Raw genomic sequence first — 22,254 nt, forward strand, 5'->3', positions numbered from 1 at the left:
GTGTCTTGATGATTACAATAGAAAATTTAAATAAAAAGTATAAAGATAAGCAAATATTCCAGAATTTTAATACGACATTTAAGGACAAGACACTTACTATTTTGCTAGGCGAAAATGGTGCGGGTAAATCAACATTGCTAAGAATTATAACGGCACTTGAAACAGCTGATAGTGGTACGATTCGGTACTTTGGAGAGGTATTAAGCAACAGAGATATTAAAGGTAAAATTGGATATATTCCACAAGATATTGCTTTATTCGAACATATGACAGTAAATGAAAACATTGATTTTTTCAAAGCGCTTAATAAACATCCCATTTCGTCAGAGTTAATAGAAGACTACTGTGAAAAGCTTAATCTATTCGAAAGAAAAGCAAAAGTCTCTGCCTTATCTGGTGGAACTAAAAGAAAAGTAAACTTATTAATTGGTTTGTTAGGTAACCCGAGTATTTTAATTTTAGATGAACCGACTGTTGGAATTGATTTGAAATCTAGATATGATATTCATCAGTTATTAAATAGCTTAAAGCAGTCGAGACTCATTATATTAACGACACATCATTTAGATGAAGTTGAAAGTTTAGCAGATGAAATCAAGCTAATTGGTAAAGATCCTTTTTATCGTAATATATTATCGGAAAAAGGATGGGCATTTGAGGATAGTTTAACAAACTAAAAACTAGTTAAAACAAACACTTGTTAACGATAATTTAACAGGTGTTTGTTTTTTATATTTCTTGATTTATCTAAAAATTTAGAAATATAAAAACGTATTGCAAATGATATTTTTAAAGTGTATTCTTATTTAATGTATCGGAATTAAATGTTTTGGGAGGATTGTTAATGGAAACACTATGGATTGTCATTAATATTATTGTTTTCTTATTATTTATAGGTTTATTAGGATATTTAACAAAAAAACATGTGAAGTTCTCTAAACGAGTTCTTATTGGTCTAGGTATCGGGATTGTATTTGGTTTAGTGTTACACCTTATTTATGGTGTTGATTCTAAAATAACCGAAACGACAGCATCATGGTTTGATGTCGTTGGTACAGGATATGTCAAACTTTTACAAATGATTGTAATGCCACTTATATTCATATCAATTGTATCAGCTTTTACAAAAATTACGATTGGACAAAATTTTGCTAAAGTTGGTGCATGGATATTCACTTTCTTAATAGGCACTGTAGCAGTTGCTGCTTTAGTAGGTATTATATATGCTATGTTATTCAATTTGGATGCTTCACAAATTGATTTAGGAAGTGTTGAAAATAATCGTGGTCAAGAAATTGAACAAACATCTAAAGATATGGAAGCAAACAATTTACCAACACAAATTATAGAATTGTTACCTGCAAATCCATTCTTAGATTTCACTGGAGCTAGAGGTACGTCTACAATAGCTGTCGTTATTTTCGCCGGTTTTGTAGGATTTAGCTTCTTACGTGTTATGAGAAAAGAGCCTGAAAAAGGCAACTTGCTTAAAAGAGGTGTTGATGCAATATATGCATTAGTTATGGGGATCGTAACATTTGTACTAAGATTAACACCTTATGGTATTTTAGCGATTATGACTAAAACGGTTATGACAAGTAACTTTGCGGCTGTCTGGACATTAGGTAAATTCGTTTTAGCTTCTTATGCAGCGTTAATTACGATGTACATCATCCATTTAATTTTAGTTTCAGTAGTGGGCTTAAACCCTGTGACTTACGTTAAAAAGACAGGTGAAGCAATGTTATTTGCGTTCACATCTCGATCAAGTGCGGGAACATTACCGTTAAATGTTCAAACGCAAACAGGCCGTTTAGGTGTTCCAGAAGGTATTGCTAACTTTGCTGGTTCATTCGGATTATCTATTGGACAAAATGGTTGTGCGGGTATTTATCCTGCTATGCTAGCTATGATGATTGCACCAAGTGTAGGTATCGATATTGACTTGCCATTTATCTTATCTGTAATAGGTGTCGTTGTCATTAGTTCATTTGGTGTAGCCGGTGTAGGTGGCGGTGCAACATTTGCTGCTATACTTGTTCTTTCTACATTGAATTTACCAATTGCTTTAGCTGGTGTATTAATATCAGTTGAACCACTTATTGATATGGGTAGAACAGCATTAAATGTTAATGATTCAATGTTAGCTGGAACAGCTACTGCTAAAATCACTGGACAATTAGATGAAGAAAAATATAATGAAGAAGACTTCAATGAATTAGGAGAGTCTTATTAATATTTAAATACTGTATATAAAAGGCAAACTGCGATAATCATAAGCATTATCAAGTTTGCCTTTATTTATTAAAAAACTTATTAATACAGTCGGAATAATATTGAAAGCAAATAAGTACAATGATAAAGTGTTATTAAGGAGTGTGGACACGATGAGTAGAGATTTATTTATTAAAAATGAATTCCAGAAAAAATGGGTCGACAAAATAGAGAATCATAAAGAAGCATTACAGAAACATGCAGAGGAAAATGATTTGAATTCAGAATTTCCATATGAAAATATTAATTGGCTAATAGAAGAAGGATACACAAAAATTGTACTTCCAAAAGCATATGGTGGAGAAGGCGCAACACCAGAAGATGTCATTTTATTTCAAGAAACATTAGGTAAAATGGATGGTGCTACAGCTTTAGCAATAGGTTGGCACATGGGTGTAGTCGGACAAATTTATCAAGAAAAATTATGGACTAAAGCATTATTAGATGAATTTGCTCAAGAAGTTATGAATGGAGCAATTGTTAATAGAGCTGTAAGTGAAGCGGACACTGGTAGTCCGACGAGAGGTGCAAGACCAAGTACACACGCTGATCGAGAAGGAGAACACTATATAATCAATGGTGTGAAAACATTTACGACAATGAGTCAAAGATTAACGCACTTTTTAGTAGGAGCATATGTTCCTGAAAAAGAAGCGTTAGGATTCTTTTTAATTCCTAGAGATGCAGAAGGCTTATCAATTGCTGAAAATTGGAATATGGTTGGCATGCGCGCTACTGAAAGTCATGATTTAGTATTAAATGATGTTAAAGTTCATGAAAAATATTTAGTAGAAGTTGCTAATGGACCAAGAGGAAACAATATAAATCCTTGGAATCTTCACATACCTGCAGTTTATTTAGGGATAGGTCAAGCAGCACGTGACTATGCAATAGATTTTGCGAATGAATATAGCCCAGGAAGTGTTGAAGGTGTTATAGCTGATATTCCAGCAGTACAACAAAATATAGGTAATATGGAATTAGAGTTAACGACAGCAAGACATTATATTTATAGCGTGATTGATAAGTATTTAAATCCTTCAATAACGGATGCACAAATAGATGTTGAACTTGGAGCAGCTAAACATGTTGTCGTGAATCATTCGATTAAAATAATCGATATTGCAATGAGAATCGTAGGCGCGAAAAGTTTGCAAATGGAAAGACCTTTACAAAGGTATTATAGAGATATTCGTGCTGGCTTACATAACCCACCTATGGATGATGTAACTATTACGAAATTAGCTAAGAAAGCTAGAGAAGAAAGAAGCAATGCTCAATAATCAAAAAAGACGAAAAATTAACATTAAATAATTTTTCGTCTTTTTTATTATTATAATCCGGTGTTTTGCGTAGCCTTTAATCGTTTTTTACGTCTAGGTTTCATACCAATCGACATGTAAAGTACGACAATGAGTATCACGATCATGCCGATGAGTTGCCAAATACCAAAAGGAACTTTCAACCATAGAACAGAAGAAATAACAGCCGTGACAGGTTCAAGCACACCAAATAATGCAGTTGTTTGAGGGCTTATATATTTCACACTTTCTAAATACATCCAAAATGCGAACATCGTTCCAAAGGTAATGACAAAACTAAAGTAAATAGCCCCTTTTAAATCAAGCAAATACCATGGGAATGAGAAATCTAAATTGATTATAGACAATGCGATGCCACCTATAAACATGGACCATCCTATTACAACGAGCGACGGCCAATTCAAAAATAATTTCACTGCGTAAACTGTGTAAAAAGCAGCTGCACAAGCTGTTAATAATCCCCAAAAAATCGCGTTTGGAGGAACTGATAAAGTTGAATAGTCACCATTTGTTAAAAGTAAGCTTGTACCAAATAATGAACATAAAATAATCATAATATCTGTCCATCTAAATTTACTTTTTCTAGCCAAAAGTAAATAAATCAATATCACGACAGGTGCCAAAAATTGTAGGAGCGTGGCAATCGCAACATTTCCTTTATCAATCGTAGCCATAAAAGTATATTGCACACCTAACATACCAAATAAGGCATAAATGATAAGTTGTAATAAGGCATGTTTAACTTTGAAAATATGTAATAAAGATTGTTTCTGGATGAACTTAGCAATTAATAATAAGAAAAATCCACTTAAAATTAATCGTACAGCTACAAATAAAGAAACAGGCAAACTATATTCGGTAAAGAGCTTCTCTGTAACAGTGCCACCTAATCCCCAAAATGTAGCACCAAGCATAACGAGCAAGGTACCTTTCAACTGATTATTTTGCAATGATAGTCCCCCCAATTCTAAATGATGTTAATTAATTTTAGCATTGGAAATATTAAGAAACAATAAGTTGAAATTCTTTTGCTTGCAATTTCATATTACGCGTTCTTATAATGAACATAATGAGTTTGAAGAGAGGTTACTACATGAAATTCATGTTAATATCGGTAGGTATACTTGCAACTGTTCTAGGTTTTATAGGCGCAGTGTTGCCTTTACTACCAACAACGCCATTCATATTATTGGCAGTATTTTGTTTCGCAAAAAGTTCTGATAGATTTCATAGTTGGCTTGTAAGTACTAAAGTGTATAAAGAATATGTAGAAGATTTTCAAAAATATAGAGGTTATACGTTAAAGAAGAAATTCGAATTGTTAATAAGTGTATATATCGTAGTAGGTTTTTCAATTTGGATGATCGATCATTTTTATATTAGAATTGGATTATGCATTATGCTATTTTTCCAAACAGTCGTCTTATTTACTTTTGTTAAAACATTGCCTGCCAAAAATAAATAGTTTTCATATTCTGTCGATGAAGTTTATAACTTTGTGGACAGTTTTTTTTTATGGATTATTTTGCGAGAAGCAGATTGTAAAATAAATGAATCGTTAAAATAAAATGTAAATTAAAAAATGTTATTGCTATAAGTGATTAAGGGTTATATAATAAACAGAGATGAAAATGAGAGTCATTATCAATTGGGAGGACAATTATGAGAAAAATTTTAATGCTAGTTATGGCTTTAGCTTTGATGGTTGCTGCATGCGGGAACAAATCAGAAGATAAAGATAGCAATAGCAAGACTAAATCAAGCAAAGAAACAGTGAGCTATAAATTAGATGACGGGAAAAAAATAGATATACCGAAGAAACCTAAACGTATTGTTGTTTTAGCACCATCATATGTTGGTGGATTATTACATTTAGGCGTTAAACCAATAGGGGTTCCAGCTTCAACAGAGCAAACACCGATTCTTAAAGATAAAATTAAAGACATTAAGAAAGTCAGTGAAGATAATGTTGAGCAAGTTGCAGAATTAAAACCAGATTTAATCATTACATATAATGCAGATAAAAACTTAAAAAAATATGAAAAAATAGCACCAACCATTCCATATGATTACGTAAAACATAACTACTTAGATATGCAAGTAGAACTTGGTAAATTAGTAGGTAAAGAAGATCAAGCCAAAAAATGGGTAGAAAAATGGAAAAAAGAAACAGCTAAAGACGGTAAAGAAATTAGAGAAAAAATCGGTGAAGATACAACAGTTTCAGTTATTGAAGCATTCGAAAAAGATATTTACAGCTATGGTGAAAACTGGGGTAGAGGAACAGAAATTTTATACCAAGCATTTGATTTGAAAATGCCTGAAAGTGTAGAAAAAGACGTTAAGAAAGATGGTTGGAAAAAAATATCTCAAGAAGAAATTGAAAAATACTCAGGAGACTATTTATTCTTACCATTAACTAAAGGAAAAGCTAAACCAGAATTCACTAAGACAGAATCTTGGAAATCTATACCTGCAGTTAAGAATGACAAAGTAATAGAATTAGATGCACAAACATTCTGGTACAATGATCCGTACTCATTAGAAATGCAACGTAAATACTTAAAAGAACAATTACTTAAAAACGCTGATAAATAAAGTGTTATGAGGTTGAACAATCCAGTCTCAAATATAAATATACAAAAACAGAGAAAATCCTGGGAGAACAAGGATTTTCTCTGTTTTTTCTTTCGGTATAATCAAAGCTATTTAGTTTCTTTTACGTATTGATCATTAATTGTATAAATAGTTAAACCTACGATATTTTTATTGTGTTTTGAGAATGGTAAGCTTGCTAAATATCCTACGATAAAAGCTATGAAGAAACCGATCACGGATACTGTAAATGGTGTGATTTCAGTTTTTCCAATAAAGTAAGATACGATTGCTGCTACGATTAATCCGATTATAACACCATACGTATTTGCTCTCTTAGTAAAGATACCTACTGCAAATACTCCGGCAATTGGTACTCCGAATAATCCGGTTACAAGTAAGAATAAATCCCATGTCTCGTTTGTTTCTTGATTGATTAAGTATAATGATGCTAACGTACCAAAAATGCCTGCGATAATGATGATGATTCTAGCTAATAGCACATCATTTTTAGAGTTGTTATTTTTAGAAAATCTTTGTTTCAAGTCTACTACAACACAAGCTGAAATTGAGTTCAAGCTTGATGAAATTGTAGATTGTGCTGCCGCGAATATTGCTGCTATTAATAATCCTCCAACAAATGGTGGTATTTGTGTCAAAATGAAATACGGTACGATTGCTGAAGTGTTAAATCCTTCTGGTAATGAAGAAACATTATTATAAAAAGAATACAGTACTGTTCCCATTCCATAGAAAATTGGAATTGTAATAAGAGCTAGAAATCCGTTAGTCCATAATGATTTATTTGTTGATGATATAGAACCAGTTGTTTGATAACGTTGAACGATATCTTGACTGGCTGTATATTGATGTAAGTTATTAAAGATAGAGCCTATGAATATAATTGGAATGGCAGCTGCAGCTGTTCCAAATTTCCAATTCTCTACTGATATCAATTTCTTATCTTGCATAGCTTCTTGTGCGATCGTTGCAAAATTTCCGTCGATTTGAAATGCGCCTAAGAAAATCACGGCAACGGCACCACCGATTAAAATAATCCCTTGAATAACATCACTCCAGATAACCCCTTCGATACCACCCATAAATGTATAAATCATACAAAGTAATCCTACTAATGCAGCGATTAAATATGGATTAATATCTGAAACTGATGTAATGGCGAGTGTTGGTAAATAAATAACGATTGCAACACGACCAATGTGGAATAAAGTAAATGCGAGTGAACCGATGACACGCATAACGATGCCAAATCTTTCTTCTAAATATTCGTAAGCAGTTGTAACATCCAACTTTCTAAAGAACGGAATATAGAAGTATATAAGTAAAGGTATAATAGCTATGATTGCTATATTACCTGCCGCATATGACCAATCCGTATTAAATGCTCTTTCAGGTGTTCCCATATATGTAATAGCACTTAAAGTTGTCGCATATATAGAGAAACCTACTGCCCAAGCTGGGACTCTCCCTTTTGCCTTGAAAAATGCTTCTGTATCTTGCCCGGCTCTTTTCGAGAAATATACACCGATGAATAACGTTATTAATAAATAGATGCATAACGCTATCCAGTTTCCTGTACCAAAACCTACTTCATTCATAGTATGACATCCCCTTCGTTCATCAATAAATTATAAGTTGTATTTAGAAACGAGTTCTTTAACTTTTTCTAATGAATCATCGTCTAATGGTGCTAATGGGCGTTTTACAGAGCCAGCTTCAATACCTTTAGTTGATAGAACAGCTTTTAATGTTGGATAGATACCTAAAGCTAGGACTTGCTCGATGATATCGTTTGTTTCGTGTTGGCGTTCATATGCTTCTTGAATGTTTCCTTCTTTTGCTAAGTTGAAAATTTGTCTAGCACGACGACCGTTAATGTTATAAGTAGATCCAATTGCACCATCTACACCTGAAACAGCTGCTTGTATGAGCATTTCATCAAATCCAGAAAGTATAAGTTTATCTGGGAATGCTTTTCTAATTCTTTCTAATAAGAAGAAGTCAGCTGCAGTGTATTTAATTCCAATAACTTTTTCATTTTTAAACAATTCATCAAACTGTTGAATAGATAAGTTAACACCTGTTAAAGCAGGTATAGAATAGATAATCATATCGTTACCAGTTGCTTCAATTATTGCATCGTAATAATATTTGATTTCTTCAAAGTTGAATGGATAGTAGAAAGGTGTAACAGCTGATAAAGCATCATAACCTAATTCAGTCGCATATTGACCTAATTCAATGGCTTCTTTTAAATCCAAGGCACCAACTTGTGCAATAAGTTTTATTTCATTGCCAGCTTCATCTTTAACAATTTCAAATACTTTTTTCTTTTGAATAGTGTTCATTAAGAAATTTTCTCCAGAACTACCGTTTACATATAAGCCATCAATTTTTTGTTCTTCGATATTTTGACGAATGATTTGTCTTAATCCTGATTCTAAAATATTTCCCTCTTCATCAAATGGTACTAATAACGCTGAATATAAACCTTTCATTTAAAAAACTCCTTTTTATTTATATATTGATAATATTGTCAGACCAATTTATAATCATATTGTAAGCGAATACATTTGTCTATGTCAATCGTTTTTATTATTTGTCATGGCAATTATGATAAAATAAATTATTAAAGGGAGGTAGAAAATCATGATGAAACGAACATCGTTAGTTGATGTAGCAGTAGAAAATTTAAAAGAATATATAGCTGAACATCAATTTGAAAATGGGGATAAACTGCCTTCAGAGAAAATGCTTATAGACCAATTAGGTGTTAGTAGAACTGTAGTAAGAGAAGCTATTAGTCGTTTGCAACAAAGTGGACTTATTCAAGTTAAGTCAGGAAGCGGTATGTTTATTACAGAGAAAAATAAACATTTATCTATGTTATTTGAGTCACATATGAAAGTACACGGCTTCAAAATAAAAGAGTTGTTAGAAGTTCGTAAAATATTAGAGCTAGGTGCGATACGTCTACTCATCGAAAATGCAATTCCGATAGATGCCAATAAGTTAAAAGAAATAAATGAAGTTTATTATAAATCTATAGAGCATTCTCAAAAATTAGCTCAATATGATTCAGCTTTTCATGAAACGATTATATTATTCACGGAAAATCAAACGTTAATTACAATGAGTAAAGTTATCAAAGAGTACTTTGTAAAAAATCAATTCAATCAAGTGGTTGATAAGGAAGATATCAAAAAATCTTATAAAGAACATAGGGATATTATACAAGCAATAGAATCGAGAGATTTGTCTTTAGCACATACAATTATTAATAAACATCTGTCTCGAGTTATTGAATGGATAGAAGAATTGGAGCAAAAATGATGGGAAAATTAAATAAAATTGAAGTTCAAAGTTTAAAGACTCAAGTTTTACAAGAAATCAAACAATATATTTTAGATCAAGGTTTAACTGAAGGGGATAGATTACCGACAGAAAGGGCATTTACGGAAATGTATGGCGTCAGTCGATCGGTTGTAAGGGAAGCGTTGAGTTATCTTGAACATACTGGTGTTATCGAGACGGTACAAGGTAGAGGCACGTTAATTAAAGCACCTGATGTTTCCAGTTTAGTAGAAGGTTTCTTATTTAGTTTCCGAGTTGCGAATGGATCGAAAAAAGATTTGCTCTCGCTAAGAATTATTTTTGAATGTGCTGCTATCGAAGAAATCGTAAAATTAAATAAAGACATCAGTCAGATGAAAGCTATCGTTAACGAAGATGTTACAAATCATTATGAGAACGATAAAGCATTCCACCAATCTATTTTGCATTCGACTGGCAATGTATTGTTTGAACAATTGAGTTCAGTTATTCATTCATATTTTTATCATATTGAAGAAGAAGGGCAGGATATAGATTATATTCAAACAAACGAAACACATAAACAAATTGTAGATGCCATATCGAATAAAGATGTTAAATTAGCGAAAGAACTCATGACACAGCACTTGTCTAAATAGGAGGATATTATGAAAATTGCAATTGATATTGGAGGCACTTTTATAAAGTCTGGTGTTATAGATAAATCTCAAAGCTTACATGGTTATCAGAAAGTAAAGACACCTCACAATAAAAATGGTGGTATTCTTCAAGAGGTTATACGCATCATTCAAGATTATAAAGAAACCTTTCACTTAAATAACCCAGATGTTGGTATTTCTACAGCAGGTGTGGTTGATTCTGAAAAAGGTGAAATTACATATGCAGGACCTACAATTCCATATTATAATGGCACAAATTTCAAAGAATCTTTAGCAGATATAGCAGGAAATGTTGTGATAAATAATGATGTTTCTAGTGCATTGCTAGGTGAATTGTTAGAATATCGTACAGATGTAAAATCTATATTTTTAATGACAATAGGTACTGGTATCGGGGGCGCTTATTACGAAGATAAATTACTAGAAGGCAAACAATATAGAGCATGTGAAATTGGATACTTATTATATGATGAACAAACTGATAAGACATATGAAGATAGAGGGTCAACTACCGCTTTGAAAGCATTAATTCAAGAACATTATAAAGAAGTTGTCACGGTTGAAAATTTATTTGATAGAGCATATGAACAAGATGACAAAGCGCTGAAAATATTAAACGAATGGGCTAAATATGTTGCTGAAGGTATTGCTCAAGTTCAAATAATGTTTGATCCAGAAGTCATATTAATTGGTGGCGGTATTTCTAAACAGGAAGGGAAATTAATAAGTTTAATTGAACCATTTATCGATAATTTCCTTCCAGAAGCATATGGGCATGCAAAAATAGAAACAACTTCTAAAGGTAATGATTCGGCACTCTATGGAGCAGTCTCAACATTTTTCGATTAATTGTTAACTTATGTTACGAATAGGTTAACAATGTGGTATAATTTACGATATCTTAATATTAGGAGTGAAGAAAGTGAAGACTAAAGATATCGTTATGATAGCAATGTTTACAGCTTTTATTGCAGTAATGGCATTCATACCACCGATACCATTACCATTTATGCCAGTGCCAATTGTATTACAAAATATTGGAATTATATTGGCTGGCTGTTTACTAGGCTATAAGAGAGGTACATTGAGCGTTGTTATATTTTTACTACTTGTAGCTACTGGTCTACCGTTATTATCTGGAGGAAGAGGCGGCTTAGGTGTATTCTTCGGACCTTCTGCAGGTTATCTATTTGGGTATCCAGTTGTGGCATTTTTAATAGGTTTATTGATAGATAAAAAATGGAATAAGCTAACATTTACATATGCATTAACCGTTAATATCATTATTGGTGTGTTATTACTCAACTTAGTTGGTGGTTATTTCATGGGAGAATTCATGAATATATCAATTTCTAAAAGATATATACTAGCAGCTACTTTCCTTCCTGGGGATATTGTTAAAGCAATATTGGCAACTATGTTATTATTTAGTTTGAAGAATATACCTGAAATTAAAAGGTTAAGAAAAACTTAATGAGGTGACTTAACATGGTTTCATTTATAGACATAGTAACAGATGGAGACATATTGAATGAGACAGATCGATATATCCAATATCATACTTTGAATAAACGTATTCAGTATGACTCTAATAAAATAGTGTACAAAGTTATACCTGATTTAAATACTTTTAAAAAAGACGAACAGATGTTGAAAACGTTACATGAGCAACATAAACAACCTTTTCTAAAATTTGTGTTTCCTGAAAATCATTCAATAGATTCTGAATTAGAAGGATACTTAAAAGAAAATGGTTATGAATATAGTTGGATTGAATTATACATTAATGTAGATAAAGATTTTGTGAGTAAAGATAATGACGATATAGATGTTGTAACAACTAATGAAGATAATCTTGTAGATTTTTTAAATGTATCTTATGAATATGATAAGAAGTACGGTACAGATTATGCAGAACTTAAAATTGAAGTGAGTAAAAAACAATTATATGAAGATAATCCTGTACAAGTATTATCATATTATCAAGGCAAGCCAGTTGGTACATTACTCATTTGGAACCATGAGAAATATGTAGAATTAGATAGTTTTACAGTAAGAGAACCTTATAGAAAGCTCGGTATCGGTACTAAGATGCAAGCTTTCGTTGCGGACTTTGCTCAAGACAAGCCGATTATATTAGTAGCAGATGGAGAAGATACCGCAAAAGATATGTACAAGAAACAAGGTTATGTATATAGTGGCTATCAATACGAAGCTTTAAAAGAAAATGAATAATAAATAAGCGCCTACTTTACCTTTATAGGGTTTAGTAGGCGCTTAGTTGTTTGATTCATTTAAAGACTTCTAATGATTCTTTCTGAATGACTATAAACGTTGAAGCTACCGTCTCTAATAAAACCGACAGATGTGATATTTAAATCGTCTGCTAAGTCAATTGCTAAGTTAGTAGGTGCGGATTTAGACAGAATAATGCCTACGCCAATTTTCGCAGCTTTAATCAATATTTCCGAGGAAATACGACCACTAAAAATGAGCACTTTATTTCGAATCGGAATATTGTATTCTATACAGTGTCCATACAATTTATCGAGAGCGTTGTGTCTGCCGATATCTGAGCGATGTTCATAAAAGTTATCACCATCACTGATTGCCGCATTGTGTAATCCACCGGTTTCTTTGAATGTTTTGCTTTCTGTATGCAGTTTATCCATCATTGAGATAATTTGTTGTGGATTTATTTTTAACTTTGAATGAGATATTTTGGCTGTAGCAGCATCGTTATTAAAATAGAATTCTCTACTTTTTCCGCAACATGATGAAATCATTCTTTGTGTGTACTTTTTATAATTAGGATCTATTATTTTAGTTAATTCTATATGTGCAAATCCTTTTGAATCGTCTATTGTGATTCTTTTGATTTCATCTTTTTTCATGATGACGCCTTCTGATGCTATAAAACCTATAACGAGTTCTCTTAAATTATTTGGAGAACATATGATTGTCGCAAACTCTTCACCGTTTATCATGATTGTGAGAGGAAATTCTGTAACGTAGCAATCGGTTGTTTCTATAAACTTATTGTTTTGATATTTTAAAATAGGTTGATTGTAAGCCATATTATGCTTCATAAGAATTCCTCACTTAGTCATTAATTAATATATATTAATTTTACTGTTAAAAGAAGCATATATAAAGTGAAAGCACTTTCGAACGATGCAATAAATGTGTAGGGGATATCCCTTGTTTTATAAATAAGCTATATCAATTAAGGAGTATTTGTGAAAAAATAAACACAAGGCTTTCATTAATATATTGAAAGGTGTAAATTAAGTTTATACATATTTTACATGAGAGAGGAACGAGAAAATGAAAAAGTTATTAATATTTGCCGTAGCATTACTTCTTGTATTAGCTGGTTGTAGTACGGAATCTAATCAGGATAAAGCTAAAAAAGAAACTGAAAGTAAGACTTTAACAGTTTCGGCAGCAGCAAGTTTAACAGATGTATCGAAAGCGCTAGAAAAGGAATTCAATAAAAAGCATCCTAATACGCATATTAAATTTAATTATGGTGGTTCAGGAAGTTTACGTAAACAAGTAGAGGCTGGAGCAGATGTAGACGTGATAATGTCAGCAAATACATCAGATGTCGATAAACTACAAGATAATGATAAAGTATCTGAAGTTTATGATTATGCTAAAAACAAATTAATTATTATAAAATATAAAAATTCTGATATAAAAGAATTGAGAGATATTACTTCACCTAAAAAAGTGGCTCTTGGAGAAGAAAAAAGTGTGCCAGCAGGCCATTATGCTCTTGAGTATATGAAAAAAGAAGATTTATATGAAGGTATGACAAGTACATTTGTATTTGCTAAAGACGTGAAACAAGTATTGAATTATGTTCAAAAAGAAAATGCCGAAGCTGGCTTTGTATATGAAACTGATTTATATAAAGGAAAAGATAAAAAAGCAGATAATGTTGTTAAATTATCAGATGCACCTTTAAATGAACCAATTATATATAGAGCAGGACTCGTTACAGATAATAAAGAAGCGAAAGAATGGTTTGATTTCTTAAAATCTAAAGAAGCGAAAGAAATTTTAAAAGAATATCACTTTGAAGGTTAGGAGATAAAGCTATGCCAGACTTAACACCATTATGGATATCCGTTAAAGTAACATTAATTAGTACGATCATCGTATGTATCCTAGGTATCACTCTGGCTAAACTGATGTTTAACTATAAAGGTAAATTAAAGCCCATTATCGAAAGTGTCATCATGTTACCAATTGTATTACCACCAACTGTTATGGGTTTTATATTGCTTATTATATTTTCAAAAAATCAATTTTTCGGACAACTGTTAGATAATGTATTTCATATTAATGTCATTTTTTCGTGGATTGGTGCTGTCATTGCAGCCATTATTGTGAGCTTACCTTTAATGTATCAACATGTTATCAATGGTTTTCAAGCGATAAATCCAAAAATGCTCAACTCAGCTAGAACTATGGGAGCGAGTGAAGGAAAGATATTTAGAACGATTGTATTACCTTTGGCGAAGCGGTCTATATTCTCAGGTGTTGTCATGAGTTTTGCTAGAGGACTCGGAGAATTTGGCGCTACACTTATGATTGCTGGATACATTCCAGGATTAACGAACACGCTTCCTTTAGAAATATATTTCTTAGTGCAGTCAGGCGAAGAACATAAGGCATGGCTATGGGTAATAGTATTGATAACTTTTGCTATATGTGTAATAAGTACGATTAATTTATTAAATCAAAAGCATCATAAGTGGGAGTAGATATTTATGATTAATATTTCTATAAAAAAATCCATTAAAGATAGAACAATCAAATTAAATATCGAGTCTTCACAACCTAAAATTTATGCAGTTGTAGGTAAATCTGGTATTGGCAAATCTACTTTGTTAAATATCATTGCAGGTCTGACAGAAGCAGATGAATGTAAAATTATTATACAGAACAAAACATTAAGTGACGGTAACCATCTTATAAAAGTTCAAGAAAGAAAAATTGGATATTTATTTCAAGACTATCAACTATTTCCACATATGACCGTTCAAGAAAATATTCATTATATGAAGTCAGCAAGCAAAGAAACGGAACAGTTGATCAATCAGTTACGAATCAGTAATTGTTTAAATCAATACCCTTCAACGTTATCGGGTGGAGAATCCCAAAGAGTAGCATTATGTAGGGTATTAAGCGTAAAGCCGAACTTGCTGTTATTAGATGAGCCATTTTCGAGTTTGGATGATGAGACTAAAGAAGAAGGAATGGCACTTATAAAATCTATATTTAGGACGTGGCAAATTCCAATTATTCTTGTATCTCATTCTAAAAAAGAAGTTCAAACATTAGCAGATGAAATAATAGAAATAAAATAAAAAATCTCAGACTGTCGATAAAGTCACTTAAAGTGAACTTGTCGGCAGTCTTTTTTTGCTCACGTATTCCTCAGACAGCATTATACAAAATCATGAGAATAGGGATTTCATAAGGAACTATAGGTAATCCCCTAATATAAAAAGTTTGTGAAAAAAAATACAATTAATTTAGATAATAAAGGGCAATTATTAGGAGGTTCTATCGATGTCTAAATTAGGTTTGAAATTCTTTAAGCCAACTGAAAAATTTAATGGTAACTGGTCGATTTTAGAAGAGAAAAGTAGAGAATGGGAAAAGATGTATAGAGAGCGATGGAGTCATGACAAAGTGGTTAGGACTACACATGGTGTTAACTGTACTGGATCATGTTCGTGGAAAGTTTTCGTGAAAAATGGTGTTATAACATGGGAGAATCAACAGATTGATTATCCTTCATGTGGACCTGACATGCCTGAATTTGAACCGAGAGGATGTCCTCGTGGTGCTTCTTTTTCATGGTATGAATATAGCCCGTTACGTGTGAAATTCCCTTATGTTAGAGGGAAACTTTGGAAATTATGGAAAGCTGCTTTAAGTGAATTTGGTGATCCTGTTGTTGCTTGGGCATCTATTGTAGAAGATGAAAGCAAAGCGGAAATATACAAAAGCGCTAGAGGTAAAGGTGGGCACGTAAGAGTTAATTGGAGAGACGTTACACAACTCATCGCCGCACAAATTATTTATACGGTTAAAAAGTTTGGTCCTGATAGAATAGCTGGATTTACGCCTATACCTGCGATGTCTATGATCAGTTATGCTTCTGGAGCTCGCTTTATCTCTTTATTAGGTGGAGAAATGTTGAGCTTTTATGACTGGTATGCCGATTTGCCACCTGCATCTCCACAAATATGGGGTGAACAAACAGACGTACCTGAATCTAGTGATTGGTATAACGCTGGTTATATTATTATGTGGGGCTCAAACGTGCCACTTACAAGAACACCTGATGCGCATTTTATGACTGAAGTTCGTTATAAAGGTACAAAAGTTGTATCAGTAGCACCGGATTATGCTGAAAATGTGAAATTCGCTGATAATTGGTTAGCTCCAAATCCAGGTACTGATGCAGCATTGGCTCAAGCGATGACACACGTCATACTTCAAGAATATTATGAAGATAAGCAAGAAGAAATGTTTATAAATTATTCGAAACAATATACAGATATGCCTTTCGTTATTCAATTAGAAAAGCATGGAGAAGGATATAAAGCAGGCAGATTTTTAAGATCCAGTGATTTAGGTATGGAAACTGAACATGCTGAATGGAAACCTGTTGTATATGATCAAAATACTGAAAAGCTTGTGATACCTAATGGAACAATGGGACAACGATATGAAGAAGGCGTTAAGTGGAATCTTAACTTAGAAAACGAAGATGGTTCAAAGATTGATCCAGCATTAACGTTGAAAGAACACAATTCAAAATTGATGACGATTCAATTTCCTTATTTTGATAATACAGGAAATGGCATTTTTGAAAGACCGATTTTAGCTAAAGAAATTGAAAATCAACACGGTGAAAAAATTTATATAGCAACGATATATGATTTAATGACAAGCCAATACGGTGTAAAAAGATTTAATCATCCTCTTGAAGCTTCAAGTTATGAAGATGAAAATTCATTCTATTCACCTAAATGGCAAGAAAAAATAACAGGTGTTAAATCTTCTGTTGTCACTCAAGTTGCAAGAGAGTTTGCTCAAAATGCAATTGATACACAAGGGCGTTCAATGATTATTATGGGAGCTGGCATCAATCATTGGTTTAACTCAGATACAATATATCGTTCGATTTTAAACCTCGTTATGCTGTGTGGTTGCCAAGGTGTAAATGGTGGTGGATGGGCGCACTATGTAGGACAAGAAAAGTGTAGACCTATAGAAGGTTGGTCAACAATTGCCTTTGCAAAAGATTGGCAAGGTCCACCAAGATTACAGAATGCGACAAGTTGGTTTTATTTTGCTACTGACCAATGGAAATACGAAGAATCGGGTGTCGATAAATTACAATCACCGTTATCAAATGAATTAAAGCATCAGCATCCTGCAGATTACAATGTGTTGGCAGCGAGATTAGGCTGGTTACCATCATATCCACAATTTGATTGTAATAGCTTATTATTTGGCGAAGAAGCGAAAGAAGCAGGTGACGATTCAAACGACACAATCATTAAAAATGCTGTAGAATCTGTGAAAAAGAAAAAGACAAAATTTGCTATAGAAGATCCAGATGCGAAACAAAATCATCCTAAAACATTATTTGTTTGGCGTTCAAATTTAATTTCAAGTTCTGCCAAAGGACAAGAATATTTCATGAAGCATTTATTAGGTGCTAAATCTGGTTTGTTAGCAAATCCTAATGAAACTGAAAAGCCAGAAGAAATTATTTGGAGAGAAGAAACAAATGGCAAATTAGACTTGTTAGTTGCTTTAGATTTCAGAATGACAGCGACACCTTTATATGCAGATATCGTTCTACCAGCAGCAACTTGGTATGAAAAGCATGATATTTCTTCAACGGATATGCATCCATTTATTCATCCATTTAACCCAGCAGTCGATCCGTTATGGGAATCTAAATCAGATTGGGATATTTTCAAAACTTTATCTAAATCTGTATCAGAATTATCTAAGACGCATATGAAAGGGACATTTAAAGACGTTGTAACAACACCGTTAGCGCATGATTCTAAACAAGAGATTTCAACACCATACGGTATCGTAAAAGACTGGTCAAAAGGTGAAATAGACGCAATACCAGGTAAAACGATGCCTGGATTTGCAGTAGTTGAGAGAGACTATACGGCTATATACGATAAATACATTTCTGTTGGACCGTTATTAGAAAAAGGGAAAATTGGCGCTCACGGCATAAGCTTTTCTGTTAAAGAACAGTATGATGAATTAAAAATTATGTTAGATACTTGGGAAGATGACACAGTTAAAAACGGCTTGCCAAAAATGGATACAGCAAGAAAAGTAGCAGACGTTATATTAAACGTTTCATCAGCTTCAAATGGGAAAGTGTCTCAAAAATCATACGACGACTTGGAAGAACAAACAGGCATGACACTTAAAGATATTTCAGCTGAACGTGCTTCTGAAAAAATTACATTCCAAAATATTACGGCTCAACCTAGAGAAGTGATACCTACAGCAGTCTTCCCAGGGTCAAATAAATTAGGTAGAAGATATTCGCCATTTACTACGAATATTGAACGTTATGTACCATTTAGAACATTGACTGGAAGACAAAGTTATTATATTGATCACGAAGTATTCTTACAGTTTGGAGAGAACTTACCTGTTTATAAACCGACATTGCCTCCAATGGTGTTTGGAACGAAAGACAAACAAATAAAAGGCGGTGTTGACACGCTTGTATTGAGATATTTAACGCCTCACGGAAAGTGGAATATACATTCAACATATCAAGATAACCTTCATATGTTAACGCTGTTTAGAGGTGGACCGACAGTATGGATTTCAAAAGAAGATGCGATGGCAAATGATATTAATGATAATGATTGGCTCGAAGTATATAACAGAAACGGTGTTGTAACGGCAAGAGCAGTTGTATCACATAGAATGCCAAGAGGAACAATGTTTATGTACCATGCTCAAGATAAACATATTGAAACACCAGGTTCTGAAATTACAGATACGCGTGGAGGCTCTCATAATGCACCAACCCGTATACATTTGAAACCAACACAATTAGTCGGTGGTTATGCGCAAATTAGTTACGGTTTTAATTACTATGGTCCTATCGGTAACCAAAGAGATGTATATGTTGCGATTAGAAAAATGAAGGAGGTAGATTGGCTTGAAGATTAAAGCACAAGTAGCTATGGTAATGAATTTAGATAAATGTATCGGGTGCCATACGTGTAGTGTAACGTGTAAAAGCACATGGACGAACCGACCTGGTGCTGAATATATTTGGTTCAATAACGTAGAAACGAAACCAGGGATAGGCTATCCGAAACGTTGGGAAGATCAAGAAACATATAAAGGTGGCTGGGTGCTTAATAAAAAAGGGAAATTAGAATTAAAATCAGGTAGTAAATTGTCTAAAATTGCGCTTGGTAAAATATTCTACAATCCAGATATGCCTGAAATGAAAGACTATTATGAACCATGGACATATAACTATAAGCATTTAACGACAGCTAAAGAAAGCGAGCATTCTCCAGTAGCAAAAGCAGAATCTGTTATTTCTGGTAAGAAGTTAGATATTAAATGGGGACCAAACTGGGAAGATGATTTAGCTGGTGCGCATGTAACTGGACCAACTGATCCTAACATTCAAAAAATAGAAGAAGAAATCAAATTTAATTTTGACCAAACATTTATGATGTATTTACCAAGACTATGTGAACATTGCTTAAATCCAAGCTGTGTAGCTTCATGTCCTTCAGGCGCAATGTATAAAAGAGATGAAGATGGCATAGTACTTGTAGACCAAGATGCATGTCGTGGTTGGAGATATTGTATGACAGGTTGTCCTTATAAAAAAGTGTATTTTAACTGGAAAACAAATAAAGCGGAAAAATGTACATTCTGTTTTCCAAGAGTGGAAGCGGGCTTACCGACAGTTTGTTCTGAAACTTGTACAGGTCGTATGCGTTATTTAGGTGTATTGCTTTATGATGCTGATAAAGTTCAAGAAGCGGCTTCCGCTGAAAATGAACAAGACTTATATCAAAAACAACTAGATTTATTTTTAGATCCATTTGATGAAGATATTATCCAACAAGCAGAAAAAGATGGCATAACTCAAGACTGGATTGAAGCAGCTCAAAATTCACCAGTATACAAATTAGCCATTGAATATAAATTAGCATTTCCATTACATCCAGAATATAGAACATTACCAATGGTTTGGTATTGCCCGCCATTAAGTCCGATTATGAATTATTTTGAAGGTAAAGATTCAATTAGAAATCCTGATATGATATTCCCAGCAATTGAAGAAATGAGATTACCAGTTCAGTATTTAGCTAATATGTTAACTGCTGGTGATACGAAAACAGTTAAAGAAGCGTTGCAAAGAATGGCGATGATGCGTAGTTATATGAGAGCAAAATCTAGCGGTAAAGAATTTGATATATCTAGATTAAAACGTGTAGGCCTTTCAGAAAGACAAACGAAAGATATGTACAGACTACTTGCCATTGCAAAGCATGAAGATCGTTTCGTTGTTCCGACTTCACATAAAGAAGGATACATGGATACGTATAGAGCACAAGGTAGCCAAGGCTACGGAGGAGAAATGTTTGGTTCCAATTGTGACGGCTGTGGTGTTCAAGGATTACCAGAAAATAAATCTGGACAGGAAATTTATAACGAAAACTTCTATGGAGGGATTTTCCGTGATTAATTTAGATGCTTTATATCAATTAAAAGAAAGCTTTGGCTTCTTCAGTAATCAGCTAACTTATCCAGAAAAATTAGATTTTCATCCTAAAGCCTTTGAAAGCGCATTTGATGAACAGCATCCTGGTTATGCGGAAATTCAACAATATTGGAAGAATATGCACGACATATCATTAGATGATATTCAAGAAGTATATACGCGAACATTTGATTTTGAAAAAAAGACGACTTTATATATGACATATAATAAACTAACTGAACAAAAAGAAAGAGGACAAATGTTAGCGAGATTAAAAGTATTATATGAAATGTTTGGTTTAGAGATGCCTAAGAGTGAACTATCTGACTTTTTGCCTCTGATGCTGGAGTTTTTGTATGCTGCAGAATGGAGAGGTGACAGCAGAGCACAAGAAAGCTTAACACTGGTCGTGATGGTGATAGAAGATGGTACTTATGAATTATTAAAAGCACTAGGAGAACAAAACAGTCCATACTTCCACCTTATAAAAGCACTGCGAGAAACTTTGAAATCATGTGTTGTAGAACAAGAGAAGGTGACAAATTGTGATTAATCAATTTATATGGGTTATTTTCCCTTATTTATGTGTTGCAATATTTATAGTTGGCCATATCTTTAGATTTAAATACGATCAATTTTCTTGGACGGCAAAATCTAGTGAATTTATAGAGAAAAAGCAATTAATGTGGGGGAGTATTTTATTTCACTTAGGTATTATTCCTGTCATTTTTGGGCACATCGTCGGTTTAGGTGTGCCTGCAGAATGGCTAAGTGCTATCGGTGTGAATGATCATATGTACCATATTGGAGCTGTATATATCGGAAGTATCTTCGGTATTGTGACGTTAATCGGGATGTTTTTGTTAACTGCTAGAAGAATTACGAAAGAAAATGTTAGAAGATTGAGCTCAGCTTCAGACATTCTTGTAAATTTATTATTACTAGCAATTGTATTTATGGGGTGTGTCGCAACATTATGGACGAATGCGACAACGCCAGAATTCGATTATAGACAAACGATATCAGTATGGTTTAGAGGTTTGCTAATTTTTAAACCTGATGCTGCATTAATGACTCATGTACCATGGACATTTAAAGCGCATATTATATTAGGGTTGTTCATAACGAGCATTTGGCCATTTACTAGATTGGTACATGTTTGGAGCGTTCCTTTAAACTATTTTAGCAGAAGTTATATTATTTACAGAAAGCATAAAACGAATTAAACTAT

General features: G+C 33.2%; 21 protein-coding genes. 17 read left to right on the forward strand and 4 right to left on the reverse strand.

The window, feature by feature from the left end; translation table 11 throughout:
- The first annotated feature begins 8 nt into the window (after positions 1 to 8).
- From PYW35_RS02710 to PYW35_RS02720, 3 genes are all read left to right on the forward strand, one after another.
- Positions 9 to 677 carry an ABC transporter ATP-binding protein gene (locus tag PYW35_RS02710; protein ID WP_103323547.1) on the forward strand — a complete coding sequence of 223 codons (669 nt, stop codon included), beginning with the start codon at positions 9 to 11 and terminating at the stop codon, positions 675 to 677.
- A gap of 167 nt (positions 678 to 844) precedes the next feature.
- A complete protein-coding gene (locus tag PYW35_RS02715; RefSeq protein ID WP_103323548.1) occupies positions 845 to 2,236 on the forward strand; it encodes an L-cystine transporter in 1,392 nt (463 codons plus the stop codon).
- A 151-nt stretch (positions 2,237 to 2,387) separates the two neighbouring features.
- Positions 2,388 to 3,557, forward strand: coding sequence for an acyl-CoA dehydrogenase family protein (locus PYW35_RS02720; RefSeq protein WP_103323549.1), 1,170 nt, complete (start codon positions 2,388 to 2,390; stop codon positions 3,555 to 3,557).
- Positions 3,558 to 3,607: 50 nt separating this feature from the next.
- On the opposite strand, the gene PYW35_RS02725 is transcribed toward PYW35_RS02720, so the two are convergent.
- Positions 3,608 to 4,546 carry a DMT family transporter gene (locus tag PYW35_RS02725; RefSeq protein WP_016911822.1) on the reverse strand — a complete coding sequence of 313 codons (939 nt, stop codon included), beginning with the start codon at positions 4,544 to 4,546 and terminating at the stop codon, positions 3,608 to 3,610.
- 143 nt (positions 4,547 to 4,689) lie between these two features.
- On the opposite strand from PYW35_RS02725, the gene PYW35_RS02730 reads away from it, so the two are divergent.
- Positions 4,690 to 5,061, forward strand: coding sequence for a YbaN family protein (locus PYW35_RS02730; protein ID WP_016911821.1), 372 nt, complete (start codon positions 4,690 to 4,692; stop codon positions 5,059 to 5,061).
- 197 nt (positions 5,062 to 5,258) lie between these two features.
- Positions 5,259 to 6,194 (forward strand): ABC transporter substrate-binding protein, encoded by a 936-nt coding sequence (locus PYW35_RS02735; RefSeq protein ID WP_103323550.1) that lies wholly within the window; start codon positions 5,259 to 5,261, stop codon positions 6,192 to 6,194.
- Positions 6,195 to 6,301: 107 nt separating this feature from the next.
- Here PYW35_RS02735 and PYW35_RS02740 read toward each other — a convergent pair whose 3' ends face one another.
- Together PYW35_RS02740 and PYW35_RS02745 are read right to left on the reverse strand one after the other, a co-directional pair.
- Positions 6,302 to 7,810, reverse strand: coding sequence for a sodium:solute symporter family protein (locus PYW35_RS02740; RefSeq protein WP_103323551.1), 1,509 nt, complete (start codon positions 7,808 to 7,810; stop codon positions 6,302 to 6,304).
- Between the two features lie 30 nt (positions 7,811 to 7,840).
- Complete coding sequence (locus tag PYW35_RS02745) at positions 7,841 to 8,710, reverse strand: N-acetylneuraminate lyase (RefSeq protein ID WP_103323552.1); 870 nt, start codon at positions 8,708 to 8,710, stop codon at positions 7,841 to 7,843.
- A 151-nt stretch (positions 8,711 to 8,861) separates the two neighbouring features.
- Here PYW35_RS02745 and PYW35_RS02750 point away from each other — a divergent pair, with 151 nt between their 5' ends.
- The 5 genes from PYW35_RS02750 (at position 8,862) to PYW35_RS02770 (ending at position 12,439) form a co-directional block, all read left to right on the forward strand.
- Positions 8,862 to 9,545, forward strand: coding sequence for a FadR/GntR family transcriptional regulator (locus PYW35_RS02750; protein WP_016911817.1), 684 nt, complete (start codon positions 8,862 to 8,864; stop codon positions 9,543 to 9,545).
- On the forward strand, positions 9,545 to 10,183 hold the full coding sequence (locus PYW35_RS02755; RefSeq protein WP_103323553.1) for a FadR/GntR family transcriptional regulator: 639 nt from the start codon (positions 9,545 to 9,547) through the stop codon (positions 10,181 to 10,183). Before PYW35_RS02750 ends, PYW35_RS02755 begins: the two co-directional genes overlap by 1 nt.
- 9 nt (positions 10,184 to 10,192) lie before the next feature.
- Positions 10,193 to 11,053: an ROK family protein gene (locus PYW35_RS02760; protein WP_103323554.1), complete on the forward strand. Its 861-nt coding sequence runs from the start codon at positions 10,193 to 10,195 to the stop codon at positions 11,051 to 11,053.
- Between the two features lie 73 nt (positions 11,054 to 11,126).
- Positions 11,127 to 11,678 (forward strand): biotin transporter BioY, encoded by a 552-nt coding sequence (locus PYW35_RS02765; RefSeq protein WP_103323555.1) that lies wholly within the window; start codon positions 11,127 to 11,129, stop codon positions 11,676 to 11,678.
- 14 nt (positions 11,679 to 11,692) lie between these two features.
- Positions 11,693 to 12,439 (forward strand): GNAT family N-acetyltransferase, encoded by a 747-nt coding sequence (locus PYW35_RS02770; protein ID WP_204107799.1) that lies wholly within the window; start codon positions 11,693 to 11,695, stop codon positions 12,437 to 12,439.
- A 59-nt stretch (positions 12,440 to 12,498) separates the two neighbouring features.
- Here the strand turns inward: PYW35_RS02770 and fdhD are convergent, their stop codons facing one another.
- Positions 12,499 to 13,293, reverse strand: a complete 795-nt coding sequence (gene fdhD, locus PYW35_RS02775; protein ID WP_103322244.1) for a formate dehydrogenase accessory sulfurtransferase FdhD — start codon at positions 13,291 to 13,293, stop codon at positions 12,499 to 12,501.
- Positions 13,294 to 13,531: 238 nt separating this feature from the next.
- On the opposite strand from fdhD, the gene modA reads away from it, so the two are divergent.
- From modA to narI, 7 genes are all read left to right on the forward strand, one after another.
- Positions 13,532 to 14,299: a molybdate ABC transporter substrate-binding protein gene (gene modA / locus PYW35_RS02780; RefSeq protein ID WP_103322243.1), complete on the forward strand. Its 768-nt coding sequence runs from the start codon at positions 13,532 to 13,534 to the stop codon at positions 14,297 to 14,299.
- An 11-nt stretch (positions 14,300 to 14,310) separates the two neighbouring features.
- Positions 14,311 to 14,979 carry a molybdate ABC transporter permease subunit gene (gene modB, locus PYW35_RS02785; protein ID WP_016911480.1) on the forward strand — a complete coding sequence of 223 codons (669 nt, stop codon included), beginning with the start codon at positions 14,311 to 14,313 and terminating at the stop codon, positions 14,977 to 14,979.
- 6 nt (positions 14,980 to 14,985) lie between these two features.
- Positions 14,986 to 15,585 (forward strand): ATP-binding cassette domain-containing protein, encoded by a 600-nt coding sequence (locus tag PYW35_RS02790; protein ID WP_103322242.1) that lies wholly within the window; start codon positions 14,986 to 14,988, stop codon positions 15,583 to 15,585.
- 205 nt (positions 15,586 to 15,790) lie between these two features.
- Positions 15,791 to 19,462 carry a nitrate reductase subunit alpha gene (locus PYW35_RS02795; protein ID WP_103322241.1) on the forward strand — a complete coding sequence of 1,224 codons (3,672 nt, stop codon included), beginning with the start codon at positions 15,791 to 15,793 and terminating at the stop codon, positions 19,460 to 19,462.
- On the forward strand, positions 19,452 to 21,008 hold the full coding sequence (gene narH / locus PYW35_RS02800; protein ID WP_016911483.1) for a nitrate reductase subunit beta: 1,557 nt from the start codon (positions 19,452 to 19,454) through the stop codon (positions 21,006 to 21,008). The genes PYW35_RS02795 and narH overlap by 11 nt, the downstream gene beginning before the upstream one ends.
- A complete protein-coding gene (gene narJ, locus PYW35_RS02805; protein WP_016911484.1) occupies positions 21,001 to 21,576 on the forward strand; it encodes a nitrate reductase molybdenum cofactor assembly chaperone in 576 nt (191 codons plus the stop codon). The genes narH and narJ overlap by 8 nt, the downstream gene beginning before the upstream one ends.
- Positions 21,569 to 22,249, forward strand: coding sequence for a respiratory nitrate reductase subunit gamma (narI, locus tag PYW35_RS02810; protein ID WP_016911485.1), 681 nt, complete (start codon positions 21,569 to 21,571; stop codon positions 22,247 to 22,249). Before narJ ends, narI begins: the two co-directional genes overlap by 8 nt.
- Positions 22,250 to 22,254: the final 5 nt, after the last annotated feature.

The sequence above is a fragment of the Mammaliicoccus vitulinus genome (assembly GCF_029024305.1).
GTDB classification, from domain to species: Bacteria; Bacillota; Bacilli; order Staphylococcales; family Staphylococcaceae; genus Mammaliicoccus; species Mammaliicoccus vitulinus.